This is a genomic window from Butyrivibrio sp. AE3006, assembly GCF_000424165.1.
GTDB lineage: Bacteria > Bacillota > Clostridia > Lachnospirales > Lachnospiraceae > Butyrivibrio.
In genome coordinates this window covers 174,095-194,370 of the sequence record NZ_AUJJ01000001.1, presented here as the reverse complement: position 1 = coordinate 194,370, position 20,276 = coordinate 174,095, and the positions used below count along the sequence as shown (strand labels likewise).

The following is a 20,276-nucleotide window of genomic DNA, read 5'->3' as shown; positions in this document are numbered from 1 at the left end:
ACAATGTTAAAAACGACTCCCCCAACAAAACCTTTTTCATTCCTTCCCCAAAGAGTTTATCTCCAAACTACACAAAAACTGATGTAAAATTACCGGTTTTTTTATCAGTTTTTATAATTATAGTCTCTGCTCCAAGCGAGTGCAACGCGATTTGATAAAAATATCACATACTATTGATTGAAAAATGTTAAAAATTGTTAAATCCGCACAATTATGTTAATCACCCGTCTCCCGGAATATGCATAAACAATACCCTTGCGGGCATTGACACATGTCCAATGTGCATTTTGCACAAAATTTCGTCAACGCTAAATCGATTAAGTTTAGTAATTATGGTGGTACAATAAGTAAAGCAGCGCATAAATGCGCTGCTTTACCGTTTAATTATATCAAATTTATATTAGTGTTATTTCGTATACACTCGCTAAAGTATTTTACATTTTTTTAAACTTTAGCCCTATTTATTTTGCCAGAAGCATCATTATGTCGTTACTTCTCTGAATAAACTTAGTCATTGACTCTGCATCAAGAGGTGCATTCTGGATACGTGCAAGGTCATAGAGCTGCTCACAGATTGTATCTACGTTCTCGCCCTCTCCGTTATCCATCACATATTTAACAAGAGGATGATTTGCGTTGAGGATAAGGGTCTGGCCGCCCATTCCAAGGTCACCCATCATCATTCCGTTAGCAGCATACATCTTCATCATATCCTGCATACGACGTGTATCCTCTGATACAGTGAGCATTGATGAAATCTTCTTATCCTTAAGCTTTTCAACCTTAACAACAAGCTGCTCATTCTTAAGAGCCTTCTTCATCTTCTCACCGATAGTCTTCTCGATCTCCTCGAATTCCTTCTCAGCCTTCTTGGAAGTTTTGCTCTTGAAGGTATCTGTAAGGTCAGCATCGATTCTCTGGAAGCGGATATCCTGGTTCTTGGACTCAAGCTGCTGGATGAAAGGAACATCGATGTTGTGATTAAGTATGAATGCATCCATCTTCTGAGCCTTGAACATGTTGATGTACTGGCTCTGCTGCTGTTCATCGGTTACATAGTAGATGGTACGGGGCTCTTTCTCCTCGTCCTTCTTATCATCAGTCTTGGCATCATCACTTACTGTATTGCCATCAGCGTCTACTACTTCAGCTTCTACTTTGTTACCATTTTCATCCTTAGCTTCTTCAGCTGCTGCAGCTTCCTCAGCATCCTTGTTGATCTGGAGTGCTTCGGGAAGTGTGAGATATTTTCCGTCAAGATTCTTGAAAAGAATATAGTCGTTCATCTTCTCACAGAACTTGTCATCCTTAAGGCAACCATACTTGATGAAAGGAGAAATGTCCTCCCAATATTTGTCATAGTTCTCTTTATCTGTCTTGCAAAGACCTGCAAGCTTCTCAGCTACCTTCTTTGAAATGTAGTCTGAAATCTTCTTAACAAAACCGTCGTTCTGAAGAGCACTTCTTGATACATTAAGAGGCAGATCAGGGCAATCGATCACACCCTTGAGGAGCATCAGATATTCAGGAATAACTTCCTTGATATTATCTGCAATAAATACCTGGTTGTTGTATAACTTGATCGTACCCTCAGCAGATTCAAACTCCATGTTGATCTTAGGGAAGTAAAGAATACCCTTTAAGTTGAAAGGATAATCCATGTTGAGGTGGATCCAGAAAAGGGGCTCCTTGTAGTCGCGGAATACCTTTCTGTAGAATTCCTTGTACTCATCATCTGTGCAATCCTTGGGAGTCTTAGCCCAAAGAGGATGTGTATCATTTACAAGCTGAGGACGTCTCTTGATCTTAAGCTTCTTCTCCTCTTCCTTCTCCTCGGAAGACTCGCCCTCTGCCTTAGCGTCATCTTTTTTCTCAGGCTCGATAACCTCGATTACAACGTCATCATCACGTTTCTCAGATTCCTTAATGGTCTCTGTGCCCTCTTCATTTTCTCTTGAGATATAGATCTCATAAGGCATGAATGAGCAGTATTTCTCAACTACTTCGCGAGCCTTGTACTCGTTGCAGAACTCAAGGCAGTCATCTGATAAGTGAAGAGTGATTGTAGTACCGATCTCTTTCTTATCTCCGTCATCCATCTCGAAATCAGAACCGCCATCACAGGTCCAGTGAACAGATGCAGCATCTGACTTGTATGAAAGAGTATCAATGTCTACATAATCAGATACCATAAAGGTTGAATAGAAACCAAGTCCGAAGTGACCGATGATCTGGTCAGCATTAGCCTTATCCTTGTACTTATTAAGGAAGTCAGTAGCACCGGAGAAAGCCACCTGATTGATGTACTCCTCAACCTCTTCTGCAGTCATACCGATACCGTTATCGATGATCTTAATGGTCTTATCCTTATCGTTAAGAACGATGTCAACACGGGGCTTGTAGCCCTCAGGGAGCTCGTACTCACCCATCATGTCCATCTTCTTGATTTTAGTGATCGCGTCACAAGCGTTTGAAATAACCTCACGATAGAATATGTCGTGGTCAGAATACAGCCACTTTTTGATAATAGGGAACATATTCTCTGAGTTAATTGAAAGATTACCTTTTTTTGCCATAATTATGTGCCTCCATTCCACAAATACGAGTTTAATTCCGCCAGACACAAAAGTCAATATAAAATTAGCACTCATAACAACAGAGTGCTAACAATTGGTTTTTTGTTCATTAATTTGATATAATATGTATGTAATTATATTCAACTTTGTTTGTAATTTAGTTCTTTCATATAGGTGACCGTATGCAAAAGAATTACATTTTGGAAAACAGGAACGAATATTTATTGAATAATTTTGACCGGGCAATAGAGAATGGTTGGATTGAAATATATATCCAGCCTATAGTTCGTTCGTCAAATGGAAAAGTATGTGAAGAAGAAGCCTTGGCACGGTGGGATGATCCGGTATTAGGCGTTCTTAATCCCAAAGATTTTATTCCTGTCCTGGAAGAGGCCGGTGCTGTAAATCGTCTGGATTTGTTCATTCTGGATAAGATTCTGGAAAAGATGCAAAGACAGATTGATAATAATGTTCCGATTGTATCAACATCAATCAATTTTTCCCAACTCGATTTTCAATCTGCAGATATTATAAACATAATAGATAAGAAGGTCTCGAAATCCGGTATTTCAAAAAATCTTATTGCTTTTGAAATCTCTGCAGGTTCTACTGCAATAGAATATCATAAAATAACAGAACACCTTTCAAAATTACAAAAATTGGGATATCGGATTGAGCTTGATGATTATGGTAAAGGTGACATTTCGCTTTTGCTTGCTCAGAAGCTTCATTTTGATACTCTGAAATTCAATATGGATATTGTAAGGCAGATTCCGGATAATGATAACGCCGTTAAAGCACTGTCAAGTCTTGTAAATATGGCCACTTCATATGGAATCGAAACTGTAGCAAAAGGCGTTGAAACCCAAAAGCAAGTGGATTTCTTAAAGGAAGTAGGCTGTTCCAAGCATCAGGGATACTTCTTCTGCAGACCGCAGGCTGTACAACAGTTATTTGATAATTTCAGTGCAAACAAACATTTTTTATGGCTCGAAAGTGCCACAGAATCATATTACTTCGATGCTATTGACAGAATAAATCTCCACCAGACAATCGGCGTAAAAGATATACACGGTCAAACCAGTAAAACCGAAATTATTCCTGCAGCAGTCATGGAATATTATAATGATCAGATAACTATTTTGCGCTGTAATACCACAATGAAAGCGTTTGTATATGATAATTTCCCTGATAATAAGGAGCTGCATACATTCAGTACCGTCACCGGTGATGGTGTACCCGGATCACTTACCTTTAATGCTATAAAAAATTGCATCAATAGTGATGACACGATAATTGTAGACGACAAATTGCCTTCAGGAATAACAGTTCATCTTATGCTCCAAAAAATCGCACATAACTCTGAGACAGGCAAAACCGCCTTTTGGCTTACAATTCTTTCATCAGAGGCATCAGAGAAAAAAATAGATTTTTTATCATTTAATCAAATCATCCGTTCTCTCTCGGAAGATTATATTACTATGTACTTCGTCGATTTAGAGACGAATAATTATGCCGAATATCGTTTTGACGATTCTAATAGCAATGTAACAATTGAAAAAAGAGGTGAGGATTTCTTCTTTGACGCCCAGAATGACACAGAGGGTAAAACCTACGAAGAAGACAGAGAAATGTTTAAAACTCTCTGCACAAAGGAAAATATATTGAAGAACATACATGATAATGGAATGTTCTCTATCACTTACAGAGCCAATGACAGCTACGGCATACGGTATGTTAATTTCAAGGCTGTGCCGGAAACGAATAACAGCAATCATCTGATCATAGGTATATATAACGTCGATCCTCGAATCAAACAACTGCAAGCATATGAGAAAATTAGAGAAGAACGGGCTATTTATTCTCGAATGGCTAATTTATGCGGAAACTTCTATGCTATATATTGCATTGATCTGATTGATGATTCTTTTACTATATACAAAACCACAGAAGGCGAAGCATTTATAGGAGGAAACGCCAAGGGAACCGACTTTTTTGATGAAACCAATCGCAGAATAAAATCTGCCATTTATAAGGATGATTTAGCAGAATTCTTGCGCAAGGTAAATAAAAACAATATCCTCAGCACATTAGAAAATGACGGCATCTTCTCACATATCTACAGACTTATCATTGATGATAAGCCCACTTTCTTTGAACTCAGAGCAGTTCTGTCCAAGGAAAATGATGATTCTAAAATGATTGTCGGACTGATCAACATTGATAATCAGGTAAGAAAGGAAGCCGAATTTACAGAAGCCCTGGCAGACGCTGAAAATCTTGCCACAACCGATGCCCTGACCGGTATAAAGAACAAGCATGCTTATACTGCAGCAGAAACGACTTTAAACAATCAGTTGGCTGAAGGTAATGCTAAGGACTATGCAATCATAGTGTTTGATCTGAATAATTTAAAATATATAAATGATACATTCGGTCATAAAAAGGGTGATGAATATATTAAAAGCGGATGTAAAATAATTTGCGAAACATTCGCTCACAGCCCTGTATTCAGAATTGGCGGTGACGAATTTGTTGCAATTGCCCAAGGTTATGACTATAAGAAAATTGATTATTTGTTAAGTGTATTAGAAGCAAAAAATAATGAAAACCGGGTTAAGGGTGAAGTCACCATCGCAGTGGGGTATGCCCTCGGAGACAAAAGCTCTTCCGTTAACAAAATCTTTGAACAGGCTGACAAGAATATGTATGAATACAAACAAAGATTCAAAAATATATAACCGAAATACATGGACAATGTTCTTATAGAAAAGACCATAGTGTGGAACCTGAAAAGGAACCGCGCTATGGTCTTTTAAATTATTTCTGCATACTTCTGGGTGATACCCCATAAAACTTTTTAAAGCAGTTGGAAAAATAGCTCACATCGCTGTAGCCCACATCCTCTGCAATCTCTGCAAGCTTTTCATCGGTCTCTAAAATCAGTTTTTTCGCCTTGTGCATGCGGTACTGAGTCATGTATTCCTGAAGTGTCATATTCATCTCTGCCTTAAACATGCGCCTGAGATATGTCTGATTTACTAAAAGCGCATCGGAAATATCTGCAATTGAAAGCTGATTGTTGTGGTAATTATTCTCGATGTATTCCTTTGCTGCGACGGCAATGCTATGGGATTTGGAGTCCTCCTTGGACTTTTGGAACTCAATCCTCTTCTCATACATCTCGATTATCTTATCTCTCATGCCCTCTCTTGTGCTGATGGACATAAGCTCTTTTTCGGGAGAAAAACCCTTACCGTAGATTGCTTCTATTGAAAATCCAGATTGTATGATATTGGTCAAAAGGACGCTCACAGCCCCTGACAATATGTTTATATCTGCCATTGGTGAATCGCTCTGAGCCATCCTGTCCCATATCTCTGTAATCGCATCTCTTGCATCATCAGCCTGCAGAGTTTCAAGGTCGCGGTTCAGCCTGAAAACTGCATCCAGCGAAATCTGCTGTTTTACCTTGAATTCACCGTTTTTGCCTGCTGTCACCCTAAGATCAATAAGAGATTCCGTGGTCTTTTCAGAAAGCTTTGAAAGGATTTTCTCATAGAGATCATGTATTCCGCTGTAGCCGTTTTCAGGCTCGCTCATGCAGGTCACCATCTCCATATCCAGCTGGCTCTTGATGATCTGGGACAGATCCACAAATTCATAGCCCTTGTACTGATTTCTTTTTTCTGTGCTGTCAAAGGAAAGCAGTACCACAATATTATTCTCATAGTCGTGAAAAAGTCTGTAATCTCCATCAATCTCAATTCTGCCGCGAAGCATTCTCACAAACATCTGCTCCCAGTTCATTACCTGCTCCACTTCCATGGCGGATTTGTTCATGCTTTTTGCAAGGCTGCAAACTGCAAGAAGAGGATATTTTCCTTTAACACCAAGGTCGTCTATAATCTCATCCTCCGACTGATTCTGGGCAGAATATATGAGTTTGCGAAGCTTTTCCTGCATACCGGCATCTTCCACAGTTCCTTCACTGTCGTCATTCTCCACTGCTTTTCCAATATTGTCCTGGAGTTTAAGAAGACTAAGGATCAGTTCTTCTTTTTCAAAGGGCTTAACTATATAATCGCAGACGCCTATTTTTACTGCTTTTCTTGCGTATTCGAATTCGTTATTGCCCGTGATCAGAATCACCGCCGTGTCGGGATAATTTTTCACTATCTCCTCGGAGAGCTCAAGGCCGTTTAAATAGGGCATGGTGATATCCGTCAGCACCACATCAGGCAAAAACTCCTCCATTTTCTCAAGAGCTTCCCTGCCGTCATGGGCCTCGCAGCATATCTCAAATCCATATGAATTCCAGTCTATACAGCCTCTTAGATATTCCAGAAAAATCGGCATATCATCGACTATCATTATCTTATTCATAAAACTGCTCCTAGTAGCTTTGCAAATTGCATGTAGCATTTAGCTTGCGCCTTATGCCTTGTTTTGTGTCAGAGGAATGCTGACTGTAACAGTTGATCCTTCGCCGTAGGTGCTGTCTACAGTGATCCCGTACTCATCTCCGTAGTAAAGGCGCATTCTGTGGTCAACGCTGTACACGCCAAAATGCTTTTTATCTTCATCCTCAAGAATCTCACCGCTTTCAAGAGTATCCTGCATTTCTTTAAGGCGCTGTTCTTCCATTCCGATTCCGTCATCCCTTACCATGATAACAGCCTTGTCCTCATCGCTAATGACCTTACCAGTAATCTCTATGGTGCCCCAGTTTTCTTTATATTTAAGGCCGTGGTAGATGGCATTTTCCACAAGGGGCTGCAGGGTCATTTTGGGGATGTCCACCTGCATTATGTTTTCATCCACATCAAATCTGTATTTAAACTTATCGCCATACCTCATGACCTGAAGATCCAGATAATCTCTCGTGATCTGTATTTCTCGCTCTACGGTTACTATCTCATCACTACCGGACAGGGAATTCTTGTAGTAATTGGCAAGCTTCTGGGTAACTCTTGCCGCTTCCCTGCTTCTGCTCATCTCGATAAGCATGATGATAATATCCAACGTATTATACAAAAAGTGCGGTTTTACCTGCTCCTGAATAAGGGCTAGCTCGTATTCGCGCTTTTTCTTAGCTTCCTCATCCACCTTGATAAGAAGCTCTCTGTTGCGCTCAGTCATATAGTTAAAAATTCGTCCAAGCTGACCAATTTCATCCCTGGTCTTAAAGTGGAAACGGACGCTCATATCCCCTTCCGCTATCTGCTCTGCGCCATCGTGAAGAACCCTAAGAGGCCTTGTAACCAGCGTTACCGAGATAACGATAGAGATCAAAAGAAGAATAACCGCAATACCCGTTGTGATGCCCATAATAAAGCGAAGCTCTTCACCTGTGACATTGAACTTATTTAGATTGGTGATACCGATAAGACTCCAGTGATAATTGGTCAGTTCCGCTCTTCCGATCAGATAGGTCGCGCCGTCATAATACAAAAGTGCGCTCTCATCACTTGCACCGATCAGTTTTGAAAGCTCGGTATCATGCTCTACTACTCCGTCTCCGAAGGTGATCCTTGCATTTTTTCCATTAAAAACAAACTCAGAGTCCTCTCCCAGAAAAAGTCTGTCCCGAAGTTCCGGGCTTTGCCAGATTTCATCCTCAAAGACATCGCTTATGCAATATCCTTTTCTGTCATAGAGAAAATATGAGCTAATCTCACTTTTGGCAGATTTTACAAGGTTGGGCTTATCCATATTTATAAGGACGTAGCCCATTCCCGAACCTGTGACGGTATTGATAACTCTTTTTCCAAGAGTCACAATCTCTCTGCCCTCGTAGCTCATGGGATTATTTCCAGCATCCATGAGATAAGTTACACCGTTTGTATCCTTAAGCTGCGCAATATAATCGCTGCTTCTGATGTCAGCCTCCATTTTTTCAAGGGCAGGATCAGTAGTTATAAAAAGCCCGGTATCATTTAGGTAAACAATGGAATCTATTCCTCTGTAGATCAGCAAATCCTGGGTCATCTCCGAGAGAATCTTACTTTCCCTGGTGACACTTTTTATGGATCTGTCATTATAGTAATTACTTACAGAAATGGTGAAGTTGTTGGAACAGACCGTACCATTATCAAGCACCGCACCGATTCTGTCAGACATGATCCTGATATTTTCCTGAATCTGTCTGTTACCTCGCTCAAGTGTGGCACGGCTATAAAAGAAAACCATAAGAAGCGCCAGTGTCAACATAGGAATAAGTGCCACAAGCGCTGTAAAAAATGCAATCTTATATTTTAATGAAATATTACGAAAAGGCTTCCGCGATCTACCGTGAAGCCTTTCCATTTCCTTTACTGTCATATCACTCATGACAGTATTATATCACACAAAACTACCCATACCGAATAATAAAGAAGCCTGGGGCCCCAGGCTTCTTATATTCCGGTATGGGTAGTTTTGAATTAACCTTTAACGGCTCCGCCGATAGTCATTGCGTTCTCTACCTGTTCGGAGAAGAGGGTGTAAACGATAATTGCAGGGAAGCTGGCGATAACCATTGTTGCTCCCATGCCGCCCCAGTCGGTTGTGAACTCGCCCTGGAAGAACAGGACACCGAGAGGCAGTGTCTTGAGCTCTGCAATGCTTCCCACAACTACGTTTGCAAGAATGAATTCATTCCATGCATTTAAGAATATGTAAATAACAAGGGTAACTGTTGCCGGTCTTACAAGGGGCTCGATGATGAGGAAAAAGGTCTGGAAAATGTTGGCGCCGTCCATGCAGGCTGCCTCCTCAAGCTCGATCGGTATACCCTTGAAGAATCCGTAGTAAACCATGCAGGCAAATGCAAGGTTAATTGCCACGTAAGGAAAAATCAGGGACCATCTGGTTCCCATCATGTTAAACTGCTGAACTATTTTTACTACAGGAATCATGATTGCCTGTACCGGGATGAACATACCAAGTCCCACAAAAAGTCTTGTGAAGGTCTTAAGCTTCCATACCATTCTGCTGGTCGCATAGGAGAAAAGCAGTGCGCTTACGATTGTAATTGCAACAGTTCCTATGGAAACAATAAGAGAGTTCATAAAGTACAGCGGTACATCATATTTGGTCCAGGCTGTCACATAGTTTTCAAAGTGAAGCGGCCAGGGAAAACCAAAGGGATTAGTTACGAAAATCTCCTGGTTATTTTTAAATGAGTAAAACAGCATCCAAATCAACGGATAAAGGGAAAATGCTGCATAGATCCAGCAAAATGCCACAAAGACATAATGCCAAAATGAACGTTTCTTTTCTTCAAGCATTTCTCTTCCTCCTTGATTTTTCTTCTTCCTTTCCCTGATCCTTGTCACGGAAAATGAAGTTAATGAGAAGCATAACCATCATGCACTCAAGTACCATGACTGTGGCAGCTGCAAGACCGTAGCCGTAATCTGACTTCTTAAACGCTGCATTGTACATCATGTATGTAAGTGTATAAGTGGACTTGTTGGGGCCACCGCCTGTCAAAATATTCATCTCGGTGAAGGCTTTGATACCACCTGTAACAGAGATGATAAGGCAGAACTTGTAAGTCTCAGCAAGAAGCGGAATTGTAATCTTTCTGTGAGCTCTTACATTGGAGCAACCATCGATTTTTGCTGCTTCGTAGTAATCGCTGGGAATTGATTTGATACCTGCTACGATAAGTGCAAACTGGTATCCCATCCACTGCCATGCATTGACAAAGGAGATAACGTAAATAGCCTTATAACGATCTCCAAGCCAGTTCTGTGAGTAGTCAGAACCTGCTGCTTCAAAGAGCTTATTGAGAAGTCCGTTACCATTGAAGATTGATCCCCAAAGCTGGCAAACAACGGTTACTGATAGAATAACGGGAATGAAGTATGCAATGCGCAGGAACTTTCTACCCTTCATCTTTTTATCTGAAATGGTGATCGCAAATACAGTAGCGAACAACATCTGATAGACGGTAATTATGATCGCAAAAATAAGCTGATTGCGATTGGATGTAACGAATACTTTGTCTCCAAAAAGTTTGATGTAGTTTTTAAGGCCTGTAAAAGTAGGCATTGTGAGACCGTTCCAGTCAGTAAAGCTGTAGCCGAATACCTGAACGATCGGAATAAAATCAAATAATATAAATATTGCAAGAGCCGGAGCTATAAAAAGCAAAATGGCAAGCTTGTTGCCCATGTATTTTTTCATAAGAAATCCTCAAGTTAGTTTTAGTAGCTTGTTGTTATGAATGATACGGATTTCTACGCTTCTTCGAAGCTCTCGAAATCCTACGAACATTCGGGATCCGCGCTATCGCGCTACTCCCTCATGTTCGCTCGATTAGTAAAGTCACAGACAACCATGCAAGCATGTTGTCTGTGACCTTCCTAATCTTTAATCGTTCATATCTGCCATAATGTCAGTCATGTCTTCGATGAACTCATCTGCTGAGAACTGACCGGATACAAGCCCCTGTGTCTCAGACTGGATACCATCGTTGAATGTTGAGTTTGTAAGTCCCCATGTGAACTTTGTTGTTGATGTGATTGAAGGAAGTGTATCTGAAAGCTTCTTCATCATTGCAGGATACTCTGAATCAGGCTCTTTACCTGTGTCGATTGCAACAAGAGGATTGTGACGATACATAACCTTTGCCTCACAGTACTTCTCTGTGATGAACTCAGCAACTTCTGCAGCAAGCTCAGGGTTCTGAGAATCAGGATTTACTGCGAAACCTGAGGCACTGCCGCCGCCTGAGAATGCACTCTTACCAGCCTCGTATGAAGCTTCGTCAGCTGCAGGATAGAACATCCAGTCTACGTTGTCGCCAAGGCCCTTTGTAGCATCCTCGATGTACCACTGGCCGTTGATGAACATTGCAGCGTTGCCTGAAAGGAACATTTCTGAAGCCTGGTCGTAGTTGGTTGTTGTTGCATCCTTCTGATAAAGACCTGCCGCAACAAGCTCTTCCATTGTCTTAGCAGCGTCTACATAACCCTGATCTGTGATTGTTGCGCTCTGGTCATCAAGAGCCTTGATGCCGCCCTCAGCGTAACGAGTTGCGATTACGTCATAAGCAGCTGCTGTGTTCCAGCCTTCCTGACCAAAAAGTGCAAGAGGTGTGATGCCTGCTGCTGTGAATGTATCGATGCAGTTCTTTAAGTCATCATATGTCTTAGGAACTTCAAGTCCGTTCTCCTCGAAGAGCTGCTTGTTGTAGTACCAAAGTACATATTCCTGTCCTGAGAAAGGAAATGCGTAGATGTTACCGTCTTCTGCATAAGCAAGATCCTTGTTTGCATCATAGAGCTTATCAAGGAAGCCTGTTGACTGTGCAACATCATTGAGAACCATGATCTGGTTACTCTCACGGAATGTATTAATAAGATCTGTACTAGCCTGATAGATGTCAGGGAGCTGACCTGTAGCTGCAAGAGTCTTAAGTGTCTGTCCATCATCCTGAGCCTGAACGATGAGGTTAAGCTCAACATTGGGATAAGCTTCTGCAAGCTGCTCTACTGCGTAGTCATAAGGAACCTTGGTATCGTCATCAGCATACTGTGTGTAGATGCTAAGTGTTACCTTGTCACCTGACTCAGCAGCCTCTGTTGTCTCTTCTGTTGTCTCCTCAGCAGCTTCCTCTGTGCTCTCCTCAGCAGTAGCCTCAGCTGTCTCCTCGGATGCCTCTGTACTAGCTGTTGAATCAGCGGTCTCTGTAGTTGTAGCAGCACTGTTGCCACATCCAGCAAGAAGACCTGCAGCCATTGTAAGGCTCATCATTGTACTAATTAACTTCTTTTTCATATGTAACCTTCCCTTCTTTAGCGCATTTTTGTCAGATAGTTGCGCCTTCATTTATGTTTGTTACCTGTTTATTATGAAAAAAAAATCCTCATTAAAAAATGAGGATTTCGAAATTTTTTTTGTAATTTTCATTCTGAATTTTAGAATTTATATAATTTACTGATCTTGCACTTCTTTATCTTAGTGCCCTTATGATCGTAGAAAGTACCTTTTACAGTGGTGTTCTTAAGGGTTACCTTCTGTCCTGAATAATTACCTGCATCACCTCCAAGATTACATTTATCTATTGTAACCTTCTTGGCAACGACATTATTTTTCCCTGCGTAATAATATGGATTGAGGATCATGATTGCAAAAAACTGACCATTTCTGTCACCCTTTTTAACACAGGTGATCTTGGTATTTTTGATAGTAATATTCGAGCAGATCTGATCCTTTATAACCTTGCCACCGTTTGTGGTGGGCTCAATGAGGATTCCGCACTGAGGTGCTTTCCCTTTTGCCTTCTTAATAGTGCAGCCATCAATTGTCACATTATCTGCATCTACGATACCGATGTTATTTCTGCCGCTGTTTGATATAGTACATTTCTTAATGGTGATTTTGCTGCAGCCATAGAGATTATCACTGTCATTCATGGTGCCAAGATAAATACCATCAGTAACTGCATCATAAATCTTTACATTCTCAAGCTTTACGTTCTTGGAATCCTTGATGCAGACTGCATGACAGTCCTCGGAATCCTTGCCGTGCTGCTTTTTATCGCCATAAATCTTACCGCCCTTAATGGTGACATTGTGAGCATTTTTGATGGCTATATAATCATAGTACCCTTTGTCGTTGGGCTTAAGCCTTAAAACAGTACTGCCTGTCATATTTAAGGTGACATTATCCTTAAGCTCTATTCCTATCTGAATAGGAGTGGAAATATTGAATTCGCCTGAGTCGAGATTTACAGTACCACCACCTGCTTCCGAAACCTCGCGGATAGCCCTGTTTATCTGCTCTGTGTCATCTTTTCCATCATTAGGGAGCGCGCCATACTCGGATACATTAACATCCAAAGCAGCTCTTACCCTCATGCCGCCCGAAAAAGAAAAGCATAAGCATACAGCTCCTGCTGTCAGTAGTGCCATTTCAAAAATCTTATTTCTTCTCTTCATAGCAAAACCCTCTACTTCCTTAAAACATACTATTTAAAGTGCTTTTGATACACATCAAAAAAGGATGTGGTAGTCATGTTCTCCGAGTAGTTAATTTTTATTTTTTTCCAAAGCTCATTGTTGAATATTCTTGAAAGCCCCGCGGCGTATTCATTGTACTGTTTTCCGAAAACCTCTCGCTTTCTCTCTTCAACAATCCTGACTTTATTAGCCTCAGTCTCTTCACGGTTAAAGGTGCTGACGCACTTAAGGATCACGTATGAATCCTCTGTCTCAACAATTCCGCTGATCTCGCCGTTATCCAGGTTAAAGGCAGCATCCTCCAAAATCGGATCAACCTCTCCCTTACCGAAGGAAACGGTTCCTTCCTCCGCTTCATTGTACTGTTCTATCAGCACGTCAAAATCAGTTCCATCATAAAGCTGCTGAAGGATCTGAGAAGCAGTCGACCTAAGACTGTTTTTCTCTGTAGTATTCATGGGCACTTTCTCGCCCATAGAATCCAGAGTCCAGGTATTTAAAACTATCTGCTCAACAGTGATGGTTCTTGCTTCGTCATCGCTTATCTCAGGATTGATATCGCGAATAATGTAATCGTAAAGTTTGTTTGCTGTGGCATACTCCTGATACATCAAAGCAAGCTGCTCCTGTGTAATACCACCCATTCCAGCAATCTCATCGGCATTTAATGATTCAAAATATTCCGTCGCAGCTTCGTTTGCCTGCTCTTTTTCCGGATCAGTGAGCTCTATCCCTGTGTCCGCTGCAAGAAGATTCATGGCCTTAACCTGTGAAATGGTGGAAAGGCAGTCAGCTTTTATGCTCTCCTCCATGGTCTGGTCGCCTGCTTTTACCGCAAAAATTTCTTCTCCAAGGCCCTGAACATACATGTTCTGTGAGTTCACAAGATATACCAGAAACTCAGATTTCATGCAGGAGCTGTCCTCTATTCTGAAAAGCTCATCATTCAAAAATCCGGTTGTAAAAACCACCTTGGAGCCCTTTAAATTATCGCAGCCGCTAAATGAAAACATACAGGTAATCATAAGACCACAGGCGATAAACTTTTTTATTTTACCCCAAAAACTTCCATATCGTCTCATGTTATCAGCTCATTTTTGCAAGGATGCTTCTGGCAACGCAAAGTCCGTTGGCACTTGCCTGCTGAAGTCCTCTTGTTATTCCTGCACCGTCTCCAATTGCGCGAAGATTCTTAATGCTGGTCTCAAAGTCTTTATTTACAATAACCTTGTTGGAATAGAATTTAACCTCTACGCCATAGAGAAGTGTCTCCTCGGATGCGATTCCGGGAGTTACCTTATCAAGGGCCTGGATCATCTCATCAAGGTCAACCATTATTCTGTGAGGAAATACCAGCGAAAGGTCACCGGGTACTGCATCCTTAAGTGTGGGAATAAGGTTATTTCTGGCAAGACGCTCATCGGTTGTTCTTCTGCCTCTCTTAAAGTCACCATAGGTCTGAACAAGGATTTTGCCATCGCAAAGCATGTTTGCAAGCTCGGCGATCTTCTTACCATATTCGATGGGAGTCTTGAAAGGCTTGGTGAAATTCTTGGATACAAGCAGAGCAAAATTGGTATTGTTGGTCTTATACTCTGCGCTCTTGTATGCATGTCCGTTAACCACTGCAAGGCCGCCTTCATAATATTCTGTAGCCACTTCGCCTGAAGGGTTGGTACAGAAGGTTCTAACCTTGTCATCAAAGGTCTTGGTATGATAAATAAGCTTAGCCTCATAAAGGTTCTCATTAAGGCTCTGCATTACTTCGTCTCTTACTTCTACACGTACGCCTACGTCAACAGTACCGGGCTTGGTCTCAATTCCGATTTTCTCGCACTGAGCTCTGAACCAGTCAGCGCCCTCACGGCCTACAGCTGATACGATCTCTTTTGCATAGATGGTCTCACCGTCAGATGTGCATACACCTGTTGCTGCGCCGTCTTCAACGAGGATTTTCTCAACCATGGTGTTGAATTTAAGCTCTACGCCATTTTCAGAAAGATGCTCCTGAAGCTTACTGTAAATCTTATAGCCCTCTTCTGTTCCAAGGTGTCTGATGGGGCACTCAACCAGCTTCAGATTGGCGTTAATAGCCTTTCTTCTGATATCTCTGATCTGCTCCTCTTTATTTACACCATAAACGCTCTTGTCGGCACCAAAGGAAAGATATATCTCATCGGACTCATTTATAAGCTTAGTAGCCTCATCATAACCGAGAATATCGGGAAGCGTTCCGCCTACATCAGGAGAAAGAGAAAGCTTTCCATCTGAAAAAGCGCCTGCTCCCGCAAAGCCTGTTGTAATTGAACAGGGCTTGCAGCCTACACATTTTCCTGTTGTACGCTTAGGGCACTGTCTTTTCTCTATTGATCTTCCTTTTTCAACTATCATTACCTTCAGGTCCGGGCGCTTGTGAATAAGCTCATAAGCACAGAATATGCCTCCCGGTCCTGCACCAATAATAAGTACGTCTACATTTTTTGTTGCCATATTTTTCCTTCCTCTTTTTATATTCAAAAACAAAATTGTGCTTTCGCATTATACATATATTTTAATGGAATTTCCATGTATTTCCTACTAAAAAAGAAATAAAAAATGGCTGCCGAAAAACTCAGCAGCCACCTTCCATATCTAATATTGTCTGATCAGATTATTACTTGGCAGTTTTCTTTGCCGGTGCTTTCTTAGCTGTGGTCTTCTTAGCCGCAGGCTTCTTTGTTGCAGGCTTCTTTGCAGCAGCCTTCTTAGCAGGTGCAGCAGCCTTTTCCTTGCTTGCGTTCTTTAAGAACTCAGCCTTTCTAAGGTCACCTTCTGCTACGATCTTGCCTGTAAGATAAGCATTTACAACGTCAACCTTACCTTCTGCCACACCGATAATATCCTCTGCAGAAGCATAGATAAGAACATCGCGGTCGAAGTAATCGTAAGGCTCAACATTAACTTTTCCATCCTGAACCTCGATATAAAAAGCGCCTTCGCCCTCACCTGTAACGTTGACCTGAATAGCTGTATGCTCTGATACGCTGCTTACATCAACGCCTGCAAGTGCTTCTCTTACCTTTGAAACAACCTCTTCGTATGTCATTTTTTCATGTCCTCCTCTTAAAGAATTGAATGTGTATTTCCCTCAGCCCTTACGCTGTGATACTGCCAAAATGTTATCACTTAACCGCTAATTTAGCAAATTTTTAAATTCATTTTCTGTCATCGACTGTTGCTGCGATACTGAACAGGTGTCATACCGTACTTTTTCTTGAACAATCTGTTGAAGTGTTCAACGTTCTGATAGCCTGCTGCCTCTGCAACACGCTCAACCTTCATGTTGCCGTTTTTAAGAAGAATACTTGCCTTCTTAAGACGGATCTTCTTAACGTTCTCGCCAAAGGTCATGCCTGATTTTTCCTTAATATATTTGGAAAGATAAGGCTTTGAAAGATAGAACTCCTTAGAGAGATCATCAAGAGTAACTGTCAGGTAATTCTCCTGAATGTAATTAAGGATAGCGCTTATTCTCTCATCCTTGCCATCTGTGCTCTTCTTCACATCATCAAGCTGATTTACAGCTACTGTCAAAGCATTGATGGAGGATCTGATGATATCTTCGTCAATTCCTACACCCCAGAACTTCTTGCCATCGCAGGTGATTCCCACATAGGTGCAGGCCTTTGAAGAAGAACCTCTGCTAAGTGCGTGTTCCTCGTAAACTGTAAGCTCATAGCTTACTCCAAAATACTGCTTAAATGCATTACTTACAGCATCGAGACGACCATTTCCGTTTGCCTCAATAACGTGATCTTTTCCTGCATGAGAAATGGTAACCTCACAAAGAATACCGTTAACCTGCTTAAAGTGAACTTCATTTACCTTAAATACAGATTCGTTGTGAACATACTTATCCTCAAATATCTGATAAATACGTCCGGGTGCCAGCTCAGCATGCTCTCTGTCTGATACATCCTTGATGGTGTAGCTGATGTCAGCCTGCATTTCTTTGGGAACCATCATGCCATAGTTGGTCTTGAGGATGTAGCTTACGCCGCCCTTTCCGGACTGAGAATTGATTCTGATAACATCTCCGTCGTACTCTCTTCCAAGATCCTTGGGGTCGATGGGCAGATAGGGAACGCTCCATATTCCGTTATCTTTTCCTGCGTCATGCCAGGAGAAGCCCTTACTGATGGCATCCTGATGAGAACCTGAGAAGGCTGTGAATACCAGCTGTCCTGCATAGGGCTGTCTCTCAAATATTCTCATTCTTGTAAGACGCTCATAGGTTGCACCGATCTCATTAATTCTGCTGAAATCAAGCTTGGGATCAACGCCATGTGAATACATATTGATGGCAAGAGTAACGATATCAACGTTACCTGTACGCTCACCGTTTCCGAAAAGTGTACCCTCGATGCGGTCTGCTCCTGCAAGGCATCCAAGCTCGGCATCACTTATTCCTGATCCTCTGTCATTGTGAGGATGAAGTGAAAGTGTTACAGCATCGCGATATTTAAGATTCTTGTGAATATACTCAACCTGGGTTGCAAATACGTGAGGCATTGCAATCTCAACAGTTGTAGGAATATTGATGATAACCTTATTTTCCTTTGTAGGCTTCCAAACATCAAGAACTGCGTTGCAGACTTCTACTGCATAGTCAACCTCTGTTCCGGGGAAGCTCTCAGGTGAATACTCAAAAGAGAAGTTTCCTTTGGTCTCTTTTGCAAGCTTATCAAGGAGTTTAGCACCATCAATGGCGATCTGCTTTACGTCCTCTTTGTTCTTTTTAAATACCTGCTCTCTTTGAGCAACGGAAGTGGAATTGTAAAGATGAATGATAGCTCTGGGAGCACCCTTAACAGCCTCAAAGGTTCTCTTAATGATGTGCTCTCTTGCCTGAGTCAGTACCTGCACGGTAACATCATCGGGAATCATGTTCTTCTCGATAAGTGTTCTTGCAAACTCAAACTCTGTCTCAGATGCTGCAGGGAAACCGATCTCGATTTCCTTGAATCCAAGGTTAACAAGCATGGTAAAGAATTCGAGCTTCTCATCAAGGCTCATTGGCTCTATAAGTGCCTGATTACCGTCACGAAGATCAACACTACACCAGATAGGTGGGTGATCAAGATAATCTTTCTTAACCCAGTCGTATGTAACTTTTGGCGGCATAAAGTACTGCCTTTGATACTTCTCGAAGTTCTTCATAATGCTCCTCCTCAGGTGATATTTTTACGTAGCAACTTATGTGCTGATTTGAGATAAAGTCTAAGTTGCCATCTTCCTAATCAGGTAAATCTTTTATCGGTATGTATCAGCATTAAATTTACCCTTGCTTTTCCGTACATAATTAATGCAGTAAATAATTCTAGCATTTATTTGTTGATGTATTTTATTGTACCACTTGAGAGTATTTTAACTAGGGGCATATTTAATCATTTTTATTGATTTATTTTAACATCGACTCTGTTGTCCAATTTTTGTATTACCGCGGCCAACACCTAATTCTCCCTTTCCGCTGCAATTAAACCCTTCAATTTCTTTTCAATACTGCGCTAGGTTCGTTTCTCAGTCTCATCGCAGTAATTTATGCCTTTCAATATTATTCAGTACTGCGCGCGTTTCATATATCGGTCACATCGCAGTAATTTATGCTTCAAATTGCTGCGCACCAATCATCCATGACTCTCCGCGCAGTAATCCTTTCATATACAATACAGCGCGATAATCATAATCCGTCATTCCCGCAGTAAATAGTACTAATCTATACTGCGAATCACCCCTATCCAATACCGTTCGCTGTAATCCTTCAAATAAACCAAGATATAAGAAATATTTTTCACGAATCATCTATCTGATTAAAAATCCAATATCTCAAACACCGAAATGAATGCGAATAAAGTCGTCTATAATTTTGCTGTTAAGAGGCATCTTAGAACTCTCATAAGTAACCAACATATCTCGTCCCAAGCAGATCCCAGAGCTTTCGTAATCCCTGAACTTCCTCAAATTTCTATCTACATATTCCGGCTTATCCAGCATTCCCAAGTGTTCCCAAAATGTTTCTTTTCTTGTTCTTACATCCAGCACCATGAAATCAGGATGTCTATATGAACCGTCATACAAAAGTACCGGGAATTCATATCTATATGGAATTCCTTTCTTGAAAAGTGCATTAGCTATCATCTCTTCCGACTTCGATCTTACACGCTCTCCTCTTGTTGTTATATGCATTGGAACATCATCACCTATTGCCTTTTTCGGATACTTAGTCCTCTGCCACTGCCTGACGAAATCTTCATCAGGAAGATCTACGTAATCAAGCCTATTCTTCAGTTCATCAGGGAATAGAGATAATACTTCCCGCGTTTTATTTGTATAATTCTTGAGAAAATTTGATATTAACGCTAATTCCTCCTCACCCAGCTCAATAAACGTCTTATCATATCTCTTTTGAGCAAGCGAAAGAATAAGTGCTTCTTCTGATTTTGGAATATATTTACCGTTCTTCTCCCCAATATTCCCTTTATAATACTGGAAATATTTCCCCTTTTTAGCGATTCTCATATTCCCATCCGGGGCCTGCTTTATTCGTTCTTTCCTTTTGCTTATCTCGCGTTTCAACTCTTTTTCTCTCGCAATCAACTGCATTAAATAATCATCCATTAATTCTGTAATATCCTTTCTATATTTAGAAAAAATCAATACCTCCTATACTTCAGTTTCAGGCATCAATAAAAAAGCATGCTGAGCA

At 41.1% G+C, this 20,276-nt stretch carries 13 protein-coding genes; 1 reads left to right on the top strand and 12 read right to left on the bottom strand.

Going from position 1 to position 20,276, the window contains the following annotated elements; translation table 11 throughout:
* Positions 1–461: 461 nt before the first annotated feature.
* Entirely contained in the window at positions 462–2,579 is a 2,118-nt protein-coding gene (htpG, locus tag G603_RS0100765; protein ID WP_026525545.1) for a molecular chaperone HtpG, read from the bottom strand.
* Positions 2,580–2,776: 197 nt separating this feature from the next.
* On the opposite strand from htpG, the gene G603_RS0100760 reads away from it, so the two are divergent.
* Positions 2,777–5,317: a bifunctional diguanylate cyclase/phosphodiesterase gene (locus tag G603_RS0100760; RefSeq protein ID WP_207637052.1), complete on the top strand. Its 2,541-nt coding sequence runs from the start codon at positions 2,777–2,779 to the stop codon at positions 5,315–5,317.
* A gap of 79 nt (positions 5,318–5,396) precedes the next feature.
* Here the strand turns inward: G603_RS0100760 and G603_RS0100755 are convergent, their stop codons facing one another.
* From G603_RS0100755 to G603_RS0100700, 11 genes are all read right to left on the bottom strand, one after another.
* A complete protein-coding gene (locus tag G603_RS0100755) occupies positions 5,397–6,962 on the bottom strand; it encodes a response regulator transcription factor (RefSeq protein WP_035791516.1) in 1,566 nt (521 codons plus the stop codon).
* Positions 6,963–7,013: 51 nt separating this feature from the next.
* Positions 7,014–8,900: a sensor histidine kinase gene (locus tag G603_RS21160; protein ID WP_051207303.1), complete on the bottom strand. Its 1,887-nt coding sequence runs from the start codon at positions 8,898–8,900 to the stop codon at positions 7,014–7,016.
* Between the two features lie 101 nt (positions 8,901–9,001).
* The gene (locus G603_RS0100745; protein ID WP_026525548.1) at positions 9,002–9,847 is read right to left on the bottom strand and encodes a carbohydrate ABC transporter permease; all 846 of its coding nucleotides are present in this window, start codon (positions 9,845–9,847) and stop codon (positions 9,002–9,004) included.
* Positions 9,840–10,751, bottom strand: coding sequence for a carbohydrate ABC transporter permease (locus G603_RS0100740; RefSeq protein ID WP_026669002.1), 912 nt, complete (start codon positions 10,749–10,751; stop codon positions 9,840–9,842). Before G603_RS0100740 ends, G603_RS0100745 begins: the two co-directional genes overlap by 8 nt.
* A 186-nt stretch (positions 10,752–10,937) precedes the next feature.
* Entirely contained in the window at positions 10,938–12,347 is a 1,410-nt protein-coding gene (locus G603_RS0100735) for an ABC transporter substrate-binding protein (RefSeq protein WP_026525550.1), read from the bottom strand.
* Between the two features lie 140 nt (positions 12,348–12,487).
* A complete protein-coding gene (locus G603_RS0100730; RefSeq protein WP_026669001.1) occupies positions 12,488–13,510 on the bottom strand; it encodes a right-handed parallel beta-helix repeat-containing protein in 1,023 nt (340 codons plus the stop codon).
* Between the two features lie 29 nt (positions 13,511–13,539).
* Positions 13,540–14,613, bottom strand: coding sequence for a peptidylprolyl isomerase (locus tag G603_RS0100725; protein ID WP_051207301.1), 1,074 nt, complete (start codon positions 14,611–14,613; stop codon positions 13,540–13,542).
* Positions 14,614–14,617: 4 nt separating this feature from the next.
* On the bottom strand, positions 14,618–16,021 hold the full coding sequence (locus G603_RS0100720) for an NAD(P)/FAD-dependent oxidoreductase (protein WP_035791514.1): 1,404 nt from the start codon (positions 16,019–16,021) through the stop codon (positions 14,618–14,620).
* Between the two features lie 163 nt (positions 16,022–16,184).
* Complete coding sequence (locus tag G603_RS0100715; protein ID WP_026668998.1) at positions 16,185–16,616, bottom strand: SCP2 sterol-binding domain-containing protein; 432 nt, start codon at positions 16,614–16,616, stop codon at positions 16,185–16,187.
* 119 nt (positions 16,617–16,735) lie between these two features.
* Positions 16,736–18,730: a 2-isopropylmalate synthase gene (locus tag G603_RS0100710; RefSeq protein WP_026668997.1), complete on the bottom strand. Its 1,995-nt coding sequence runs from the start codon at positions 18,728–18,730 to the stop codon at positions 16,736–16,738.
* A gap of 666 nt (positions 18,731–19,396) precedes the next feature.
* The gene (locus tag G603_RS0100700; RefSeq protein WP_026668996.1) at positions 19,397–20,227 is read right to left on the bottom strand and encodes a hypothetical protein; all 831 of its coding nucleotides are present in this window, start codon (positions 20,225–20,227) and stop codon (positions 19,397–19,399) included.
* Between the last annotated feature and the right edge of the window lie 49 nt (positions 20,228–20,276).

Excerpts from the sequence above, each read along its gene's own strand:
- G603_RS0100755 (WP_035791516.1), bottom strand. The coding sequence starts at position 6,962 with ATGAATAAGATAATGATAGTCGATGATATGCCGATTTTTCTGGAATAT.
- G603_RS21160 (WP_051207303.1), bottom strand. The coding sequence starts at position 8,900 with ATGACAGTAAAGGAAATGGAAAGGCTTCACGGTAGATCGCGGAAGCCT.
- G603_RS0100745 (WP_026525548.1), bottom strand. The coding sequence starts at position 9,847 with ATGCTTGAAGAAAAGAAACGTTCATTTTGGCATTATGTCTTTGTGGCA.
- G603_RS0100740 (WP_026669002.1), bottom strand. The coding sequence starts at position 10,751 with ATGAAAAAATACATGGGCAACAAGCTTGCCATTTTGCTTTTTATAGCT.
- G603_RS0100735 (WP_026525550.1), bottom strand. The coding sequence starts at position 12,347 with ATGAAAAAGAAGTTAATTAGTACAATGATGAGCCTTACAATGGCTGCA.
- G603_RS0100730 (WP_026669001.1), bottom strand. The coding sequence starts at position 13,510 with ATGAAGAGAAGAAATAAGATTTTTGAAATGGCACTACTGACAGCAGGA.
- G603_RS0100725 (WP_051207301.1), bottom strand. The coding sequence starts at position 14,613 with ATGAGACGATATGGAAGTTTTTGGGGTAAAATAAAAAAGTTTATCGCC.
- G603_RS0100720 (WP_035791514.1), bottom strand. The coding sequence starts at position 16,021 with ATGGCAACAAAAAATGTAGACGTACTTATTATTGGTGCAGGACCGGGA.
- G603_RS0100715 (WP_026668998.1), bottom strand. The coding sequence starts at position 16,616 with ATGACATACGAAGAGGTTGTTTCAAAGGTAAGAGAAGCACTTGCAGGC.
- G603_RS0100710 (WP_026668997.1), bottom strand. The coding sequence starts at position 18,730 with ATGAAGAACTTCGAGAAGTATCAAAGGCAGTACTTTATGCCGCCAAAA.